The sequence below is a fragment of the Catenulispora subtropica genome (genome assembly GCF_039531675.1).
Classification (GTDB): domain Bacteria; phylum Actinomycetota; class Actinomycetes; order Streptomycetales; family Catenulisporaceae; genus Catenulispora; species Catenulispora subtropica.
In genome coordinates this window covers 22,321-40,769 of sequence record NZ_BAAAQM010000030.1, presented here as the reverse complement: position 1 = coordinate 40,769, position 18,449 = coordinate 22,321, and the positions used below count along the sequence as shown (strand labels likewise).

Genomic DNA, 18,449 nt, shown 5'->3' with positions numbered 1-18,449 from the left:
CCGTAGCATCGCCCCATGCCCACCGCACCCGACCCGCACCTCGCCGACCTCGCCCGCCTGCGCCGCGTCCGCGACCGCATCGACCGCGAGTACGCGCGGCCGTTGAACGTCGAGGCGCTGGCGCGGGGGGCGCACATGTCCGCCGGGCACCTCAGCCGGGAGTTCAAAGCCGCGTACGGCGAGTCGCCCTACTCCTACCTCATGACCCGGCGTATCGAGCGGGCCATGGCGATGCTGCGGCGGGGTGACATGAGCGTGACCGAGGTGTGCTTCGCGGTCGGGTGCTCGTCGCTGGGGACCTTCAGCACGCGGTTCACCGAGCTCGTGGGCATGCCGCCGAGCGCGTACAAGCGGGCGGCGGCGTTCGCCACGGCCGGGCTGCCGGCATGCGTGGCGACGCGGGTGACGCGACCGGTCAGGATCCGAGAAGCCCGGTCCGCCGCGCTCGCCTAGGGTGACCTGCATGGACCTCACCATCCACGCCAGCTTCCTGCCGCACGACGACCCAGACGCCGCGCTGGCCTTCTACCGGGACGTGCTCGGGTTCGAGGTGCGCGACGACGTCGGGTTCAACGGGCTGCGGTGGATCACCGTCGGGCCCGCCGGGCAGCCCGGGACGTCGATCGTGCTGCATCCGCCGGCGGCCGATCCGGGGGTGACCGAGCAGGAGCGGCGGACGATCGCGGAGATGATGGCCAAGGGCACGTACGCGGTGCTGCTGCTGGCCACCGCGGACGTCGACGGCACCTTCGACCGGCTGCAGGCCTCGGACGCCGAGGTCGTGCAGGAGCCCACCGACCAGCCGTACGGGGTGCGGGACTGCGCGTTCCGCGACCCGGCCGGGAACCTGATCCGCATCCAGCAGCGGCGTTAGCCGCCGCCTGAGAGAGACGAGCACCATGGCCGCCAGGACCCCCGCCGAGCCGCACGCCGCCGACACCCACGACCTGATCCGGGTGCACGGCGCGCGGGTGAACAACCTCAAGGACGTCAGCATCGAGATCCCGAAGCGCCGGCTGACGGTGTTCACCGGGGTGTCCGGCTCGGGCAAGAGCTCCCTGGTGTTCGGCACCATCGCCGCGGAGTCGCAGCGGCTGATCAACGAGACCTACAGCGCCTTCGTCCAGGGCTTCATGCCGACCCTGGCCCGGCCCGAGGTCGACGTCCTGGACGGCCTGACCACCGCGATCCTGGTCGACCAGCAGCGCATGGGCGGCGACCCGCGCTCCACGGTCGGGACCGCCACCGACGCCAACGCGATGCTGCGGATCCTGTTCAGCCGCCTCGGCCGGCCGCACATCGGCTCGGCGAAGGCGTTCTCCTTCAACGTCGCCTCGATCAGCGGGGCCGGCGCGGTCACCCTGGAGAAGGGCGGCCAGACCGTCCGCGAGAAGCGCAGCTTCAGCGTCGTCGGGGGCATGTGCCCGCGCTGCGAGGGCCGGGGCTCGGTCAGCGACATCGACCTGGCCGAGCTCTACGACCCGGGCAAGTCGATCAACGAGGGCGCGATCTCCGTACCCGGCTACTCCGGCGGCGGCTGGAACTCACGCCTGTACGCGGAGTCCGGCTTCTACGACCCGGACAAGCCGATCAGCGAGTTCACGAAGAAGGAACTGCACGACTTCCTGCACCGCGAGCCGACGCGGATGAAGATCGCGGGCATCAACATGACCTACGAGGGTCTGATCCCGCGGATCCAGAAGTCCATGCTCAGCAAGGACCGGGAGTCGCTGCAGCCGCACATCCGCGCCTTCGTCGACCGGGCGGTCACGTTCACCGTCTGCCCGGACTGCGACGGCACCCGGCTGACCGCGCTGGCCCGCTCCTCGACGATCGGCGGCGTGAGCATCGCCGACGCCTGCGCGATGCAGATCAGCGACCTGGCGGACTGGATCCGCGGGCTCGACGAGCCCTCGGTGGCACCACTGCTGGCCGCGCTGTCCCGGACGCTGGACTCGTTCGTCGAGATCGGGCTCGGCTACCTGGCGCTGGACCGGCCGGCGAGCACGCTGTCCGGCGGCGAGGCGCAGCGGGTGAAGATGATCCGGCACCTCGGCTCCTCGCTGACCGACGTCACCTACGTCTTCGACGAGCCCACCGTCGGCCTGCACCCGCACGACATCCAGCGGATGAACGAGCTGCTGCTGCGCCTGCGCGACAAGGGCAACACCGTGCTGGTGGTGGAGCACAAGCCGGAGATGATCGCGATCGCCGACCACGTGGTCGACCTGGGGCCGGGCGCCGGCGCGGGCGGCGGCTCGGTCTGCTTCCAGGGCCCGGTCTCCGCGCTCCGCGGCAGCGACACCGTCACCGGCCGCCACCTCGACGACCGCGCGGCGCTGAAGGACGAGGTCCGCAAACCGACGGGCACCCTGCCGATCCGCGGGGCGAGCACGAACAACCTGCGGGACGTGGACGTCGACATCCCGCTCGGCGTCCTGGTCGTGGTCACCGGCGTCGCCGGCTCCGGCAAGAGCTCGCTCATCCACGGCTCGGTGGCCCACCGGGACAACGTGGTCGCGATCGACCAGAGCCCGATCCGCGGCTCGCGCCGCAGCAACCCGGCGACGTACACAGGCCTGCTGGAGCCGATCCGCAAGGCGTTCGCCAAGGCCAACGGCGTGAAGCCGGCCCTGTTCAGCGCCAACTCCGAGGGAGCATGCCCGACCTGCAACGGCGCCGGCGTCATCTACAGCGACCTGGCGATCATGGCCGGCGTCGCGACAGTCTGCGACGACTGCGAGGGCAAGCGCTTCCAGGCCGAGGTGCTGGAGTACCGCCTCGGCGACCGCGACATCGCGCAGGTACTGGCGATGCCGGTCGACGAGGCACTGGCGTTCTTCGCCAACGGCCAGACCGGCATCCCCGCCGCGCACAAGATCCTCGATCGCCTCTCCGACGTCGGCCTCGGCTACCTGAGCCTGGGCCAGCCGCTGACCACACTGTCCGGCGGCGAGCGCCAGCGCCTGAAACTGGCCGCCCGCATGGCCGACGACGGCGGCGTGTACGTCCTCGACGAACCGACGTCCGGGCTGCACCTGGCCGATGTGGAGCAGCTACTCGGACTGCTGGACCGCCTGGTGACGGCGGGCAAGTCGGTGATCGTCATCGAGCACCACCAGGCGGTGATGGCCCACGCCGACTGGATCGTGGACCTGGGCCCCGGTGCCGGACACGACGGCGGACGGATCGTCTTCGAGGGGACACCGGCGGAGCTGGTGGCGAAGCGGGAGACCCTGACGGGGCGGCACCTGGCGGAGTATGTGGGGGTGAGTGGTTAGTAGGGGGGGCTGTCGGCCGACGGTCCAGGCGCCGCCTCGTACCCCGGAGAAGAACACTCCTCGAGGCGGGTTTTGGTTCGTTCCCCTCGGTCACGTCGGCAGAGGCTTGCCTTACAGTGCCGAGACCCGGGGGTCCAGTCCACGCACAACAACCGCAGGCCACAGGCCTACCGCAACGGCGTGGACTTGACCCCCGGGGCTCGGCGCTGTACCCGTAGGGCTGACGACGGGAGCGAGGGGAACGAACCCCCACCTCCACGACCGCAGGCGCCGCGCACGACCCGACCACCCCCGGGAAGCCGCGCCAGTTCCCCGAGGGAACTGAGGTCCCGCCGGGAGGCCCGCCTTTGATCTTCCGCAGCCCCTACACGCTGCCGCCACCCGCCAACGCCCCCGGACACGCACCACCGAACTGCGAGCCCCCGCGCACCATCAACACCGTGGCCGAAGGTCGTATCAAGCCTTTAAAACCCACAAACCAACCGCCACCATCAACCACCGCTCTAACCGCCCTAACCACCCCACGGGATCGGTTCACCACACCTCAGACCCGGTAAGAACCAACCCGCAGATCGCTCACCGCGTCCAACCCCCGCGGCTTCCACTCCAGGCGGGTGTGCGCGTTCTCGGCGGTCACCGACTGGTCCAGCGCCAAGGCTTCGGCGAACTGCTTGCCGAGATCCTGGCCCGCCTCGTCGACCGGCCAGACCTGCACGTCGCCGGTCACGCCGGCGGCGCGGCCGGCCGCGGCGGCGAGTTCGCGGACCGGCACCGCGGGCTCGGCGACGCCGTGCCACACGGTGCGGGCCGGGGCCTGTGTCAGGACCTTCACGTAGAGGTCCGCGAGGTCGTCGACGTGGACCATCGGCCAGCGGACGTCCATGGCGCCGACGACGCGCGGGACGCCGGTCTTGCGGGCCCAGTCGACGAGCAGTGCGGGGATGCCGCCGCCGCGGCCGTGGACGATGCCCGGCCGCAGCACGGTGGCGCGGATGCCGTTGTCGGTGAGCGCCAGCACCTGCTCCTCGACCGAGGGGCGGTAGCCGACGATCGCGATCGGATCGGTGGGGCTCTTCTCGTCGGCGCTCTGCTCGCCGGTGGCGCCCAGGACCCAGACGCCGCTGGTGTAGACGAACGGGCGGATGGTGCCGTGCATGGGTTCGGTCAGGGCGGTGACCGCGGCGGCGTCCATGCGGGCGTCGCCGGTGGGGGTGGCGAGGTGGACGACGCCGTCGATGTCGTCCGTGACGGCGGCGGTCAACGACGCCGGGACCTTCAGGTCGCCGAAGCGGCGCTCGAAGGGGACGGCGGGGCGGGTGCTGCCCGGGCGCGCGAGGGCCACGACCTCATGACCCTCGGCGGTCAGCCGTTCGGCCACGGCCGAACCGACATACCCGCTGGCGCCGATGAGCAGGACACGCATGATGAACCCCCATGGATGTGAAGTTGATCCGACGATCTTAGGCGGTGGTGACCGGGAGGGGTCACGGGGAGGGCGCGGTACGTCAAGAGTTGAGTAGTCGGTACTCACGACTCGCGGCGGCCCAGGTTGGTTGGCTGGCGGCATGACGCTGAATCGTGGGATCGCGGCGGTGCTCGCCGTGGCGGGGGTCGCGGCGGTGATGGTGTCGGCGGCGGCGTGCCAGTCGTCGGCGCGGGCGCAGGGATCGCAGACCTCGAGCACCCGGACATCGAACGCGCCGGCATCGAGCGATCCGGTTTCGACCTCTGCAGTCTCTACCCCCGCAGTCCCCAGCTCTACTGTCTCCAGCTCTGCGGCTTCACGCCCGGCACCGCCGAGTACAACTCCATCCTCGTCCGCGACCGCATCGGGTCACATGGGTCACAACGTGGACCTGTGCGGCGCCTTCTCCGCGGCCGACATGTCGAGGACCGTCGGCGAGACGTTCCTGACGTGCACGCAGGTGATGACCACCGATCCCCTCACGCCGGGCATCCACCAGACGGTGGCGACATACACCGAGGCCGACGACCTACGCATCTTCACCCTGTCGTACATCACCAACTTCACGGCGACCCTGCAGAAGTGGCCCTCGCAAGACAAGATCACCGGCATCGGGGACACTGCATGGTTCAACGAGCCGGCCTTCAAGCTGCAAGTCGCGTACGGTCCCGACGTGATCGAGGCCATGGCCGGCCGAAGGGACATGGGCGGCGGCGACGTGCTGGCCGTGGACAAGAAGGTCGTCAACGCGGCGGTCGGCCGGCTCGGCACGGGCGGCTGAGCCCACCATGCCGGGAAGCGATCTGGAACGGGTCCTGAGCCGGCTGGCCGCGGACCCGGCCTTCGCCGCCCGCGTGGCCGCCGATCCCGTCACCGCCCTGGCCGATCTGCGCCTGACCGCCGCCGACCTGGCGGTGGTCGAGCGGCTGGTGGCACCCGCGGTGCCGGATCCGCTGTCGGAGTCCGGGGTCCGGTTACGGCGGCTGCTGGAGGGCGGCGCAAACGACGAAGTGCTCTGCGATGATGATCCGAACACGTCACCCAGCGGCGAGGGCGGGGATTCGTAGTGGAGCAGTTCGAGATCCCGGGGGTGACCGGGGACTGGGACACCGGGATGCTGCGGCTCGTCGCCGATCCGCAGCGCGTCAGTGAGCTGATTCCACCGCGCCGCGGACCGGTGCAGGGTCCGGCGGTGTGGTGGCCGCCGGAGGAGCAGCCGGAAGTCGCCGCGTCGGTGGTGTCGCAGCAGAGGGCTGTCGCGGAGCCGTCGGCCGGCAGCTCCTCGGCCGGCAGGTCGTCGGCCGGCAGCTCCTCGGCCGGCATCTCGTCGGCCGGCACCTCCTCAGCCGGCAGATCATCGCCGGGCAGCGCCTCGGCCGCCATGGCCGCCGCCACCCTCGTCTCCCGCATCAGCGGCATGTTCGGCCAGCTCCTGCAAGCCGCGGCGCTGGGATCCTCGGTGCTGGCCACGACCTTCACCGTCGGCAACACCCTGCCGAACATGATCTACTTCCTCCTGATCGGCGGCGCCCTGAACGCGGTCTTCGTGCCGCAGCTGGTCGCCGCCACGCGCCGCGACCCGGACGGCGGCGCGGCCTACGTCGACCGCCTGCTGACCCTCGTCTTCTGCGCCCTGCTGGCGGTCACCGCGCTGGCGATGGCGGCCGCGCCGTGGATCGTCGCGGCCTCGGCGGGCGGCCTGCACCCCGAGCAGCGGGACCTGGCCGTGGCCTTCACGCGCTACTGCCTGCCGCAGATCTTCTTCTACGGCGTGTTCGCGACCGTCGGCCAAGTGCTGGGAGCGCGCGGCCGCTTCGGTCCGACGGCGTGGGCCCCGGTGCTGAACAACGTGGTGGTGATCGCGGTGTTCGCCGGTTTCATCGCGGTCGGCGGCACCGGCGGAGGCGACACCCTGACCCCGGCGCAGAGCATGTTCCTGGGCGTCGGCACCACCTCCGGTGTCGCGGTGCAGGCGGTGATCGTCCTCTGGTTCCTGCGCCGGGCCGGCATCCGCTTCCGGCCGCGCTTCGACTGGCGGGGCGCCGGGCTGGGCGCGGCCGGATCGCTGGCGAAGTGGACGCTGGCCTACATGCTCATCGGCCAGGCGGTGAACATCCTCGTGATGCACCTGGCCTCGGCGGTCGACGCCAAGGCCGCCGCCGAGCACCTGACGAGCGCCGTCGGCTACGCCGCCTACTCGCGGGCCCAGCAGGTCTGGATCCTGCCGCAGTCGGTGATCACGGTCTCGCTGCTGACGCTCCTGCTCCCCCGGATGAGCCGGGCGGCGGCCGAGGACGACCCGGCGGCGGTGCGCGACGACCTGTCGTTCGGCCTGCGCATGTCGGGCACGGTGATCGTGCCGTGCGCCTTCGCGTTCCTGGCCCTCGGGCCGCAGATCGCCGCGGTGCTGTTCGGGCACGGGAAGACCCACCCCGAGCAGGCACAGGGCATCGGTTACATGCTCGCGGCCTTCGGCCTCGGCCTGGTGCCGTTCTCGGCGCAGTACGTGATCCTGCGCGGCTTCTACGCGTTCGGCGACACCCGGACGCCGTTCACGGTCGGCCTGGTCACCGGCGCGGTGAACGCCGCGGTCGCGATCACCGCCTCGCTGACGCTGGGCGACACGCACTGGCCGGTCGTGGTGATGGCGGGCGGCTACGGCTTGTCGGCCGCGGCCGGGCTGACCTGGTCCGTGCGCCGGCTGCGGCCGAGGCTGACGGCGCGGGCCGCGGCGCCGGGGCGCGGCGTGGCGCGCGTCTACCGGCGGCTGGTCGCGGTGGCCGCGCTGGCGGCCCTGATCGACCGCTGCGCCGCGCAGAACGTCCACCGGCTGTTCGGGGACGCGCTGGCCGGCTCACTGCTGGCGGCGGCCGCGGGCGGGGGCGTCCTGGCCGGGGTCTACGTGCTGTCCGCGAAGGCGCTGCGGATCACCGAGGTGGACGTGCTGACCCGGCATCTGCGCCGGCGGTTCGCAGCGCTGACAGGGCATTGACGCACCATCCCGATATCCTCTGATCCCACCTCCGGGGGAGGTGTTCATGGACGACACGCCATGGCCGCTCATCGGGCGGGCGGCCGAGTGGGAACGGTTGCAGGCGGCGGCGCGGGCCGGCGCGGTGATCGTCGGCGCGGCCGGAGTCGGCAAGACGCGGCTGGCGCAGGAGTTCGCGCGGGAGGCCACGCGGGAGGCCACGCGCCACGCGGCGCCGGAGCGGGCGCCGGAGCGCGCGCCGGTACTGATCGTCGGATCGGCGTCGGCGTCGCGGATCCCCCTGGGCGCGGTCAGCCGGCTGCTCCCGGGCACGCCGCCGGCGCCCGACCGGACGCCGGTCGACGCGGCGCTGGCGGCGGTGCTGAACGGATCCACCCCCGATGACAGGGTCCTGCTTCTCGTGGACGACGCGCACCTGCTGGACGAGGCCTCGGCGACGGTCGTGCACCAGGCGGCGCTCTCGGGGCGGGCCACGGTGCTGGCGACGGTGCGCTCCGGGGAGACGGTCCCGGACGCGGTGACCGCGTTGTGGAAGGACCTCGGCGCGGCGCGGATCGATCTGGGCGCGCTGTCCGACACGGCGATCGCGGACCTGGTCGGCGTGGCGCTGCCGGGGCCGGTGGACGGGATCACGCTGAACCGGATCACGGCCGCGGTGCAGGGCAATGCCCTGATCCTCAGGGAGCTGATCGCCTCGGCGCGGGAGGTGGGGCTGCTCGCGCAGGCGGACGGGGCATGGCGGCTGACCGGGCCGCTGACCGCGGCGCCGCGGCTGAACGAACTGCTGCTGGCCCGGATCGGCGCGCTGACCGCGGCCGAGCGGTCGGCGCTGGAGGTGCTGGCCGTGGCCGAGCCGGTCGGGCTCGCGCTGCTGGCGGAACTGGTGCCGCCGGAGGCGGTCGAGGCGGTGGAGCGGCGCGGACTGGCGGTGGTGACGGCCGACGGCCGGCGGCGGGAGGTGCGGCTGGCGCATCCGTTGTACGGGGAGCTGCTGCGCTCCTCGATGCCGGCGATCGCCGCGCTGCGGCACAACCGCCGGGCCGCCGAGGTGGTCGAAGCGCTGGGGGCCCGGCGGCGCGGAGACGTGACGCGGGTGGCGCTGTGGCGTCTGGACGGCGGCGGCGAGGGCGTGCCGCACCTGCTGCTGGCGGCGGCGCGGCAGGCCGAGGCGTCGCGGGACCTGGCGTTGGCGGCGCGGCTGGCGCAGGCGGCGCTGGACTCCGGCGGTGGGCCGCCGGCGGCGATGCTGCTCGCCAGCGCGTGCTTCGATCTGGGGCGGCACGAGGCGGCCGCGGCGTTGCTGGTCTCGGTGCTGGAGTCCCCTGAGGAGGTGCCGGAGGAGGTGCTGGCCACGGTGCCGTTCCTGCTGTCCGGTCCGCTCGGGATGGGCGGCGACGACGCCGGCGCGCTGCTCGCCGCCATCGCGACCGCCGAGCGGCGGATCACGACGCCGCGGTGGCGGGCGCAGGTGGAGGCCGTGCACGGGCACATGCTGTCGTACGTCAACAGCACCGGCCGGGCGCGGGAACTGGCCGAGCCGCACCTGACGGATCCGCATCCGGCCACCCGGGGCAACGCGCTGCTGGGCGCGGCGCTGGCCGACAACCTGACCGGGCACCTGGACCGGGCGGTCGAGCGGCTGGACCTCGGCACGGCGGCGCTGCTGGAGAGCGGGCTGCCGATGAGCGCGAACCACGACGGCCTGATGGGCTGGCAGGCGTGGCAGATGTGCGACGTGCCGGACCTGGCGGGTGCGCTGGCGATGGCGGAGGCGACGTACCGGTCGTCGGTCGACAGCCGGGCGCGGCCCGGGCAGGCGTTCGCGTGTCTGGCGTGGTCGCGGGCGGAGCTGCGCGGCGGGCGTCCGGCGTCGGCGCTGCGGTACGCGGCCGAGGCGTTCGCGGTGTTCCGGGAGGTGCGCTCGCGGGCGTGCCAGCGCTGGGCGGCGGCGCTGCGTCTGCAGGCGGCGGCGCAGCTGGGCGATCTGGAGCGGGCGCGGGCGGCGGCCGAGGATCTGGAGGCGGCGCGGCGAGGGCCCGGCGGCGTGCGCCGGCTGGACTGCGAGGTGGCGGTCGCGCGGGCCTGGTACGCGGCGGCGACCGGCGACCCGGCGGCGGCGCGCGCCGTCCTGACCGCGAGTGTCGAGGGCTCGCTGGCCGAGGGGGCGGTCGGAGCTGCGGTGACGACCGGCTTCGAGCTGCTGCGCCTGGGGGTGCGGGCCCCGCTGATCCGGGACCTGCGGGCCCGGGTCCCGCAGGATTGGCGGCTCGGGCGGCTGGTGGTGGACTTCGCGGCGGCGTTCGGGGACGCCGGGGCGCTGCTGGCGGTGTCGGAGCGGTTCGAGGCGTTCGGGATGCGGCTGGCGGCGGCGGAGACGGCGGAGCTGGCGGCGGCCGGGTTCGGGGACGCGGGCGAGTCGCGGCGGGCGGCGGCGGCCCGGAGCCGGGCCCGGCGGTTGGCAGAGCTCTGCGAAGGCGCGCGGACGCCGTTGCTGGCGACGGCGACGCGGACCGCGCCGGGCCGGCTGTCGCGGCGGGAGTACGAGATCGCGATGCTGGCGGCGGGCGGGGCGAGCAACCGGGCGATCGCGGACGCGCTGGTCCTGTCGCCGCGGACGGTGGAGAACCATCTCAACCGGGCGTACGCGAAGTTGGGGATCGCGGGGCGGGGGGATCTGCCGGCCGTGCTGCCGCCGCCTTTCACCTGACCAGCGGTGCCCCGGGCGGCCGGGACGGGTTCGGGCCGGACGGGCGGGTTACCGTGAGGGAATGAGCAGGTCGGCGGTCTCTGACACGTTGCCGGTGATCGATCTGTCGCTGGCGGACGGGTCGGAGGGTGACCGGGCCCGGCTGCACAACGCGCTGCGCGCGGCCGCGACCGACGTCGGGTTCTTCCAGCTGGTCGGCCACGGTGTGACCGAGGAGGAGACGGCCGCCCTGACCGGTGCCATGCGGGCGTTCTTCGCCCTGCCGGAGGCCGACCGCCTGGCGATCAGCAACCTGAACTCCCCGCACTACCGCGGCTACACCCGCACCGGTGACGAGCAGACGGCCGGCGCGCAGGACTGGCGCGACCAGCTGGACATCGGCACGGAGCTGCCGTCGCACGTGCCGGGGCCGGGCGAGCCGCCGTACTGGTGGCTGCAGGGCCCCAACCAGTGGCCGAAGGCCCTGCCGGAACTGCGCCGCGCCGCGCTGGCCTGGATCGACCGCCTCGCCGGCGTCTCGGCCCGCCTGCTCCACGAGCTGCTCGCCGCGATCGGTGCCCGCCCCGACTTCTACGACGACGCCTTCGCCGGCCATCCGCACCTGCATCTGAAGCTGGTCCGGTACCCGGGCACCGCGCCGCACGGCGGCGGCCAGGGCGTCGGCACGCACAAGGACTACGGTTTCATCACCCTGCTGCTGCAGGACACGGTCGGCGGGTTGCAGGTGCGGCGCCAGGACGGAACGTTCCTGGACGTGCCGCCGCTGCCGGGCGCGTTCGTGGTCAACCTCGGCGAGCTGCTGGAGGTGGCCACGGACGGGTATCTGAAGGCGACGAGCCACCGCGTGGTCAGCCCGCCCGGGGAACGTTACTCGGTGCCGTTCTTCTACAACCCGCGCCTGGACGCGCACATCGAGCCGTTGGAGTTCCCGCACTCGCACCACGCGCCGGGCGCGACGGACGATCCCTCGAACCCGTTGTACGCGGAGTTCGGGCGGAACGAGCTGAAGGGGTACATGCGGGCGCATCCCGAGGTGACGCGGAAGTTCCATCGGGAGTTGCTAGGCGATTAGGCGCGGGGAATGCCGCCACGTTTCCCGGCGTTGCCTCCGGCGGACGGCCGCCAAGATCGACGCAGCCGAGATCGACCGAGGCGCCGGGAGACGAGGGATCGATGAAGTACTCGCTGCTCGACGTCGCGGCGGTGGCACCCGGTGAGCATCCGGCCGACGCGCTGCACGGTGCGGTTCCGCTGGCGCGGGCCGCGGCGCGGTCCGGCTATGAGCGTGTCTGGTACGCCGAACACCACAACATGACGGCCATCGCCTCCGCCGCCACCAGTGTGGTGATCGCGCACGTCGCGGCGCACACGGAGGGCATCCGGCTGGGGGCCGGCGGGGTGATGCTGCCGAACCACGCGCCGCTGGTGATAGCGGAGCAGTTCGGGACGCTGGCAGCGCTGCATCCGGGGCGGATCGACCTGGGGCTGGGGCGCGCTCCGGGCACCGACCAGGCCACGTTGCGGGCGCTGCGCCGCGTTCCGGAGTCGGCCGACGCCTTCCCGCAGGACGTGCTGGAGCTGCAGGGGTACCTCACCGGCCAGACGCGGATCCCCGGGGTGCGGGCCACGCCGGGTGACGGCTCGAACGTGCCGCTGTACATCCTCGGCTCCTCGCTGTTCGGCGCGCAGCTGGCCGCGGCGCTGGGCCTGCCCTACGCGTTCGCGTCCCACTTCGCGCCGGACGCGCTGGAGGCGGCGACCGAGATCTACCGTGAGGAGTACCGGCCGAGCGAGGCGAACCCGGAGCCGTACCTGATCGTGGCGGCGAACCTGATCGCGGCGCCGACCGAGGAGGAGGCACGGGCCCAGTTCCGGGCCGCGCAGCGGTGGCGGGCCCAGCGGTTCCTCGTGCGCAACGGGCCGGAGCTCAGCGCTGATGAGCTCGACGAGCTGCTGGCGACGCCCGCGGGCGACCACGTGAAGACCATGATGCGGGTGACCGCGGCGGGGACGCCGGAGCAGGTGGCCGGGTACATCGAGCGGCTGGCCGCGCGCACCGCCGCCGACGAGGTCATGCTGGCCCCGGCGTCGCCGGTGCGGGCCGAGCGGATCCGGGCGGTGGAGCTCGTTCCGGCGCCGGCTCCGGCGCTACAGACTTCGGTTTCCTCGTAGGTCGCGGCCGCCGCCCGGCCCGAGGTTGCCGAAACCGGTACCGAGACGGCCCAACCGGCTGGCGCCGCGGCCGGTCGGCGGCCAAGGTGGAAGCCATGGCGGACGCTGGCATGCGAAGCAGACGACGGACACGGGCCCGCGGCGTCGCGGGTCTGGCGCTGGTGGCGGCGGCGGGTCTGCTGTCCGGCGCGTGCGGGGGCAGCGCCAAGCCGGCGGCTTCGAACACCGGTACGCCATCGACGACCACGACGAGCCAGGCGCCCACGACTCCGACGCCGCCCAGCCCGACGCCGACGAAGCCCACCACGTCGCCGACCGGTCCGACCACGACCAAGCCGGCTCCGCCCCCGGCGACCGCGCCCACCACACCCACCACGCCGTCGAACCTCACCCTGCAGCAGCAGGCGGGCCAGCGGATCGTCTACTCCTACCAGGGCCTGACCCCGCCGGCGCACCTGCTGGACCTGATCCGCCAGGGCCGCGTCGCCGGCATCATCTTCTTCAGCGGCAACATCTCCAGCCGCGCGCAGATCACCGACGTCATCACCCAGCTGCGCCAGGCCCAGCAGCAGAGCCCGGTGCACCTGCCGCTGCTCCTGATGACCGACCAGGAGGGCGGCGTGGTCCGCCGCCTGCCCGGCCCGCCGGACCTGTCGGCCAAGCAGGTCGGCCAGAGCGCCGACCCGGTCGGGGCCGCGACCGCCTCCGGCAAGGCGGCCGGGGTCAACCTGGCGGGCGTCGGCATGAACCTGAACCTGGCCCCGGTGCTGGACGTCTCCCGCACCCCCGGCGACTTCATCGACGCCACCCAGCGCTCCTTCAGCGAGAACCCGAACCAGGTCTCGAAGCTGGGCGCCGCGTTCATCACGGCCCAGCAGAACGTCGGCGTGGCCGCGACCGGCAAGCACTTCCCCGGCCTGGGCTCGGCGCCGGCCGGTTCGAACACCGACCTGCGCCCGGTGACGCTGACCATCCCGCTCGCCCAGCTGCGCGCGGTCGACGAGTTCCCCTACGGCGCGGCGATCAGCAGCGGCGTGAAACTCGTCATGATGTCCTGGGCCGTCTACACGAACCTGGACCCGAACCGCCCCGCGGGCCTGTCCTCGACGGCGGTGCAGTCGGAGCTCCGCGGCCGCAACGGCTTCCAGGGCGTGACGATCACCGACGCCCTGGAGGCCGGCGCCCTGCAGGCCTACGGCGGCGCCGGCAACCGCGCGCTGCTGGCGGCCGGCGCCGGGATGGACCTGCTGCTGTGCTCCTCCGGCGACCCGGCGCAGGGCGACGCCGCGGCCCAGGCCCTTGTCGACGGGGTGAACAGCGGGAAGCTGAGTCGCTCCGGGTTCGACGCGGCGCTGAACCGGGTCAACGCCCTGCGGGGCGGGCTGAAGTAAGATCACCGGATGCCAATACTTTGACATCACTACATCGACAGCGGACCAGAGTAGCGTCGGTGCCGACTTCCCGTATGGCCGTGTCGATAGATAGAATCTCACCTGGGGAGTCATTCCATCGGGGGCCTGACGATTACGGCCAGGACGTCGCTCGCCAGTGACGGCCAGGCCCGGACGTGCCCTGCGACAGTTCTGGCAGCATCTGGACCGCTTCGGTAGGGACACGACAACATGAGCACACCGCCTGAGGACCGACAGCCGAATCCGTGGCGCCCGCCCCTGCAGGGCCCACGCCCGGGCGACGAAAACGTCCCTGGGCCGTCGTCGTCCCACTCCGCTCCGCCCCCGATGGGGTCGCCGTACGGGGCACCGCTGTCGAACAACGCGGGCAACAGCGGCGGCTCGATGCCCCAGCAACCACCGCAGCCGCGGCCGCCCGTGCCTCCTCAGGGAGGCCCGGTCTGGGGGCCGGGACAGACTCCGCCTCCGTTCGGTTCCCCGGACGGCCGCAGCTCGAACCTCACCATCCCGCCGGCGCCGTCGACCAGGGACTGGGGCAACACCAGCGCGGGTTTCGCCCCGCCGCCGCAGTTCTCGTACAACCCGGACCAGCCGCTGATGACGCCCCCTCCTTCGGTTCCGCCGCCGAAGAAGAGCCGCAAGCGTCTGGTCATCGCCGTCTCGAGCGCCGTCGTCGTGGCGGCCGCCGCCGTCACCGGAGGCGTCATTCTGATGTCGCACGACGACTCCGACAAACCCGCCGTCACCGGTGGCCCGTTGACGACCGACACGCACACCTCGGACGCCCCCAGGCCGCCTTCCGCCGACCCGGTGTGGAAGGCCGAGGCGAACACGGACCCGAACGCGAAGACGACCCTCGGCAGCTGGCTGACCGACTCGAACTCCGTCATCCGCGGCGACACCACCGGACTGCAGTCCTACGACATCAAGACCGGCAAAGAACTGTGGACCTTCGCCCCGAACCAGGGCGAGACACTCTGCGAGATGAGCCGCGTGGCGAGGAGCAAGGTCGGCGTTCTGCGCTACGGACAGAACGGCAACTGCACCTCGGTCGCGGCCATCGACACCGGCAGCGGCAAGCCGCTCTGGACCGCGACGATCCCCGGCGGCGGCCCCGACAACTCGTCGATATCCCTCACCGACGGCCTGGTGTCCGGCACCGGCGGCAACCTGCTGACCGTCTGGAACGCCGCCGACGGCAAGAAGCTGTGGGACGCGGACCTGGCCAAGGCCAACCCCACCTGCCGCCTGATCCAAGCCGCCGTCCGGGGCACCTCCGCCGCAGTGCTCGCCGACTGCGGCAAGGGCGCGACCGTCCTGATGAAGGACGGCCACACCGGCGCCGACCAGTGGCAGACCCCCCTGCCACCGGCCCCGGCCCCCGACGCGCACTACACACTGGTGCAGGCCGCATCCCCGGCCGTCGTCCACATCGAGGCCACCCAGCAGGGCTCCACCCCGGCCGACCAGTACGTCGCCCTCAGCGACAAGGGCCAAATCCAGTCGACCTTCAACGGCACCGGCCCCTTCGGCCAACTGGAACCCCGCCTCGGCCCGGAGGGCAAGCAAGCCCAGGTCGCCCACATGCAGGGCAACATCCTGGTGGAACCCACCACCGCCACGGACCCGGCCACCGGCAAACCCTCAGCCTCCGGCCTCGTCGCCATCGACACCGCCACCGGCAAGCAGCTGTGGCAATCACCGGCCATGAACGGCTCCCCCGTCGCCATCGTCGCCCTGGACCCGGACACGACCGTCGTCCTCGACGGAGGCAACACCAAGGCCGGCCCGGGCGCCCGCCTGCTGGCCTTCTCGACGATGAGCGGCACAGCGAAGACTTCCCCGATCCCGGACCCGCTGGGACCGGACTGGGCCGGCACGTCAGCGGCGTATCTCGTCGGGGACCGGCTGGTCGTGGTGCCGGCGCAGCCGACGAAGGGGGCTTCGATGGTGGCTTTCGAGGTGAAGCAGTAGGAAAAGCCTATGGCTGCCATTCGACTCAGTGCCTGGCCGTGAAATCGGCGGTCTCGATCGGGGCATGAGGATCCGTAAGTGGCCTGACGACTTCACGGACAGGCACTCACAGTCTTCGAGTGAGCTGTTCCCCGCCCTGTCGGCGAAGTTCGGTTGGCAGATGACCTCGGCTCGGTCGGATACCAAGCTTGGTCGGCCGAGTTGAGGATGCCGAGTGGCCCACCTGGGATCTCAGGCGGGCCATTCGGGCTTTCAGATCCTTTGGAACTGTCGTCGCGCAGCAAGCGCCGTGTGAAACGCTCTGTCGTGGAGCTTGTTCCAACCGGCTGCTCGCGGCGAAAGCTGGCTCCTGGTCGGTTAGGACCCGATGGCCTGCCAGGCGCCGAACGTCCGCGAGGAACCGGCGGTCTGCTGGGTTCCCACATAGAGCAGGCCATCGGTACCGATCGTGGTGAGCACGACCTTGCCGTTGGAGTCGACAGCGGCGGCCGGCAGGTTCTCGATCATTCCGCCGAGCGCCGTCCACGCATTCGAGAAGGTCCCGTTCGCAGTAGCCTGCGTCGTGACGCTGACGCCGCTGCTGTTGTCTTTCTGGAACACGAAGATCCGGCCGTCGCTCCCGGTAGTGGTGGTCACCGCCACGCTACCGACGCCACCGTTACCGGAGAAGTCCTGTGCCGTCATGTTCCACGTGCCGTCGGCGTTCTCGGTCACGGCCTTGACGTCACTACCGCCGGACTGACGGAAGACCACCTCGAGCCGTCCGTCCTGGCTGCGGCCGACGACCGGCTGGTCGGTGATGCCACCCTTGACCCACTGCGTGGTGTCCCAGGAACCCGTTCCGTTCGCAGCGCCCTGGCCCCAGTGCGCCAGCCAGCAGGACAGCGTGGGCACGCCCCAATCCGGCAGCGTCGTCTGGATGTCGCAGCGAGTGGCGAACAGCTGCAGACGGCCACTGCGGTCGGAGGCCACGGACAAGCCGTCCTGGACGCCTCCACCCCCGCCGAGGTCGGCCCACGCGCCGAACGATCCGCCGGGGCTGGACTGCGTCCGGCTGCTGACACCACCATCATGGTTCTTCACGAAGACCTGGAGGTCGCCGTTGGCGTTGACACCGACGGCGGGCAGGCCGGTCTGATCGCCGCTGGTGTCGGGGTTGCCCAAGCTGGTCCATGCCCCGAAGTCGGCCCCGGCGGCGGTCTGCGTCGCCGTGAGCACCTCGCTGGTGTCCGTCGTCGAGTCGTAGCGCAGCGCGAAGAGCTGAAGGCGGCCATCGGTGTTCCGGGCGATGCTCACCTGCGGGGCCAGAGCGCCACCGGGATCGGCCAGGGCCTGCGGTCCGGCCCATGCCCCGCCCGGAGAGGTCTGGTACCAGCGCATGACCGTACCGTCCTCGACCGCGAACGCCTCGATGCGGCCGTCGGCGTCGGTGGCGGTCCAGGAACTGCCGGCCGGCCAGCGCTGATACTCACGCTTCGGCCACGCCTTGTAGTCGGGGTCGGGCCTGTAGTTGTCGAAGAAGTAGGCGTTGGCGTCGTGGTTCTCATAGACGACGAAGATCGCCCGCTTGTCAGTACGCTGCGTGGAGCTGAGGTTGTCGGGCAGGTTGTTGATGGCGTAGTCGCGGTAGTGCTCGAGCACCACATGCCGGTTCCCGCCGGGGCCGTGATACCCGGCCATCGCCTGATCCGTGAAACTCCCCGCCGCGAGATGGTCGACGTTGTCGCCGAAGTAGTTGTAAATGTTGCTCGGCTGCTGAGTCCGGACGACGGTCGGCTGATACTGGTTGAGGATGCTCTGAAGGGTCTGGATCAGACGCTGCTTCGTGTAGGTCTGCGGCGTCGGCGTCACGATCGGGTTGTTCGGCACGAACGTCGACACCGACGACAACGTGCCGTCGTTGAGACCCGAGAGGTTGTCGACGTCGCTCGGGTCGCCGCCGTCCTTGAGGCTGAGGAAGATCAGCTTGATCTGCGGCGCACCGACCAGCGTGTCCATCTCGTAGTCGGCACTCGTCGGACGCACGATGTTCTGCCGATTCCAGTTGTTCGCCAGGCCCATCATCGCGGCGTAGGCCGCACGGGAGCCCTCCTCCCGTGCCTCGGCGAAGTCCGCCTGCGACAGCGTGATGTTCCCCGACGGGTCCCGTCCGCCGTCAGCCTCACCGGCCGTCAGGAACACCGTGACGTTCGGGCGCCCGGCTCGCAACGGCGCGGCCAGATCCGGGTTGAGGAAGAGGACGTCGTCGTCCTCGTGCGCGATGATGTTCACGTAGCTGGTCGGGTCGGAACCCGTGGCAGCCTGCGCCGACGACGCGGCGCCCTGAACCAGGGCGCCGCAGGCGAGAACCGTGGCCATCGCGACCATCGAGGCTGGCCGCCCCCACGCCGTCGTTCTTCTCTTGTGCACGTACAACCCCTCCGCTCGGCCCGATGGCGCCGGGTCA

Annotated in this window: 13 protein-coding genes; 11 read left to right on the top strand and 2 right to left on the bottom strand. The window is 71.9% G+C overall.

Going from position 1 to position 18,449, the window contains the following annotated elements; translation table 11 throughout:
* The first annotated feature begins 15 nt into the window (after positions 1-15).
* The 3 genes from ABD466_RS24760 to ABD466_RS24750 are packed head-to-tail and all read left to right on the top strand — an operon-like array spanning position 16 to position 3,281.
* The gene (locus tag ABD466_RS24760) at positions 16-453 is read left to right on the top strand and encodes a helix-turn-helix transcriptional regulator (protein WP_344659549.1); all 438 of its coding nucleotides are present in this window, start codon (positions 16-18) and stop codon (positions 451-453) included.
* 10 nt (positions 454-463) lie between these two features.
* The gene (locus ABD466_RS24755; protein WP_344659548.1) at positions 464-874 is read left to right on the top strand and encodes a VOC family protein; all 411 of its coding nucleotides are present in this window, start codon (positions 464-466) and stop codon (positions 872-874) included.
* A gap of 25 nt (positions 875-899) precedes the next feature.
* Positions 900-3,281 (top strand): ATP-binding cassette domain-containing protein, encoded by a 2,382-nt coding sequence (locus ABD466_RS24750; RefSeq protein ID WP_344659547.1) that lies wholly within the window; start codon positions 900-902, stop codon positions 3,279-3,281.
* A 544-nt stretch (positions 3,282-3,825) separates the two neighbouring features.
* Here the strand turns inward: ABD466_RS24750 and ABD466_RS24745 are convergent.
* On the bottom strand, positions 3,826-4,704 hold the full coding sequence (locus tag ABD466_RS24745; RefSeq protein WP_344659546.1) for an NAD-dependent epimerase/dehydratase family protein: 879 nt from the start codon (positions 4,702-4,704) through the stop codon (positions 3,826-3,828).
* Between the two features lie 415 nt (positions 4,705-5,119).
* Between ABD466_RS24745 and ABD466_RS24740 the strand changes: the two genes are divergently transcribed.
* The 8 genes from ABD466_RS24740 (at position 5,120) to ABD466_RS24705 (ending at position 16,003) form a co-directional block, all read left to right on the top strand.
* Positions 5,120-5,527 carry a hypothetical protein gene (locus tag ABD466_RS24740; protein ID WP_344659545.1) on the top strand — a complete coding sequence of 136 codons (408 nt, stop codon included), beginning with the start codon at positions 5,120-5,122 and terminating at the stop codon, positions 5,525-5,527.
* 7 nt (positions 5,528-5,534) lie between these two features.
* Positions 5,535-5,813: a hypothetical protein gene (locus tag ABD466_RS24735; protein ID WP_344659544.1), complete on the top strand. Its 279-nt coding sequence runs from the start codon at positions 5,535-5,537 to the stop codon at positions 5,811-5,813.
* Positions 5,813-7,738 (top strand): murein biosynthesis integral membrane protein MurJ, encoded by a 1,926-nt coding sequence (murJ, locus tag ABD466_RS24730; protein WP_344659543.1) that lies wholly within the window; start codon positions 5,813-5,815, stop codon positions 7,736-7,738. The genes ABD466_RS24735 and murJ overlap by 1 nt, the downstream gene beginning before the upstream one ends.
* Before the next feature lie 46 nt (positions 7,739-7,784).
* On the top strand, positions 7,785-10,445 hold the full coding sequence (locus tag ABD466_RS24725) for a LuxR C-terminal-related transcriptional regulator (protein ID WP_344659542.1): 2,661 nt from the start codon (positions 7,785-7,787) through the stop codon (positions 10,443-10,445).
* 61 nt (positions 10,446-10,506) lie between these two features.
* A complete protein-coding gene (locus tag ABD466_RS24720) occupies positions 10,507-11,517 on the top strand; it encodes an isopenicillin N synthase family dioxygenase (protein ID WP_344659541.1) in 1,011 nt (336 codons plus the stop codon).
* 101 nt (positions 11,518-11,618) lie between these two features.
* A complete protein-coding gene (locus tag ABD466_RS24715; protein ID WP_344659540.1) occupies positions 11,619-12,617 on the top strand; it encodes an LLM class flavin-dependent oxidoreductase in 999 nt (332 codons plus the stop codon).
* A 95-nt stretch (positions 12,618-12,712) separates the two neighbouring features.
* Positions 12,713-14,008, top strand: a complete 1,296-nt coding sequence (locus ABD466_RS24710; protein ID WP_344659539.1) for a glycoside hydrolase family 3 N-terminal domain-containing protein — start codon at positions 12,713-12,715, stop codon at positions 14,006-14,008.
* Positions 14,009-14,356: 348 nt separating this feature from the next.
* Positions 14,357-16,003: an outer membrane protein assembly factor BamB family protein gene (locus ABD466_RS24705; RefSeq protein ID WP_344659538.1), complete on the top strand. Its 1,647-nt coding sequence runs from the start codon at positions 14,357-14,359 to the stop codon at positions 16,001-16,003.
* 357 nt (positions 16,004-16,360) lie between these two features.
* Here ABD466_RS24705 and ABD466_RS24700 read toward each other — a convergent pair whose 3' ends face one another.
* Complete coding sequence (locus tag ABD466_RS24700) at positions 16,361-18,412, bottom strand: DUF8189 domain-containing protein (protein ID WP_344659537.1); 2,052 nt, start codon at positions 18,410-18,412, stop codon at positions 16,361-16,363.
* Positions 18,413-18,449: the final 37 nt, after the last annotated feature.

What these genes read in the sequence shown, in the direction of transcription:
- ABD466_RS24750 (WP_344659547.1), top strand. Translation starts at nt 900, where the DNA reads ATGGCCGCCAGGACCCCCGCCGAGCCGCACGCCGCCGACACCCACGAC.
- ABD466_RS24760 (WP_344659549.1), top strand. Translation starts at nt 16, where the DNA reads ATGCCCACCGCACCCGACCCGCACCTCGCCGACCTCGCCCGCCTGCGC.
- ABD466_RS24740 (WP_344659545.1), top strand. Translation starts at nt 5,120, where the DNA reads ATGGGTCACAACGTGGACCTGTGCGGCGCCTTCTCCGCGGCCGACATG.
- ABD466_RS24720 (WP_344659541.1), top strand. Translation starts at nt 10,507, where the DNA reads ATGAGCAGGTCGGCGGTCTCTGACACGTTGCCGGTGATCGATCTGTCG.
- ABD466_RS24735 (WP_344659544.1), top strand. Translation starts at nt 5,535, where the DNA reads ATGCCGGGAAGCGATCTGGAACGGGTCCTGAGCCGGCTGGCCGCGGAC.
- ABD466_RS24715 (WP_344659540.1), top strand. Translation starts at nt 11,619, where the DNA reads ATGAAGTACTCGCTGCTCGACGTCGCGGCGGTGGCACCCGGTGAGCAT.
- ABD466_RS24755 (WP_344659548.1), top strand. Translation starts at nt 464, where the DNA reads ATGGACCTCACCATCCACGCCAGCTTCCTGCCGCACGACGACCCAGAC.
- ABD466_RS24745 (WP_344659546.1), bottom strand. Translation starts at nt 4,704, where the DNA reads ATGCGTGTCCTGCTCATCGGCGCCAGCGGGTATGTCGGTTCGGCCGTG.
- ABD466_RS24725 (WP_344659542.1), top strand. Translation starts at nt 7,785, where the DNA reads ATGGACGACACGCCATGGCCGCTCATCGGGCGGGCGGCCGAGTGGGAA.
- ABD466_RS24705 (WP_344659538.1), top strand. Translation starts at nt 14,357, where the DNA reads ATGGGGTCGCCGTACGGGGCACCGCTGTCGAACAACGCGGGCAACAGC.
- ABD466_RS24710 (WP_344659539.1), top strand. Translation starts at nt 12,713, where the DNA reads ATGGCGGACGCTGGCATGCGAAGCAGACGACGGACACGGGCCCGCGGC.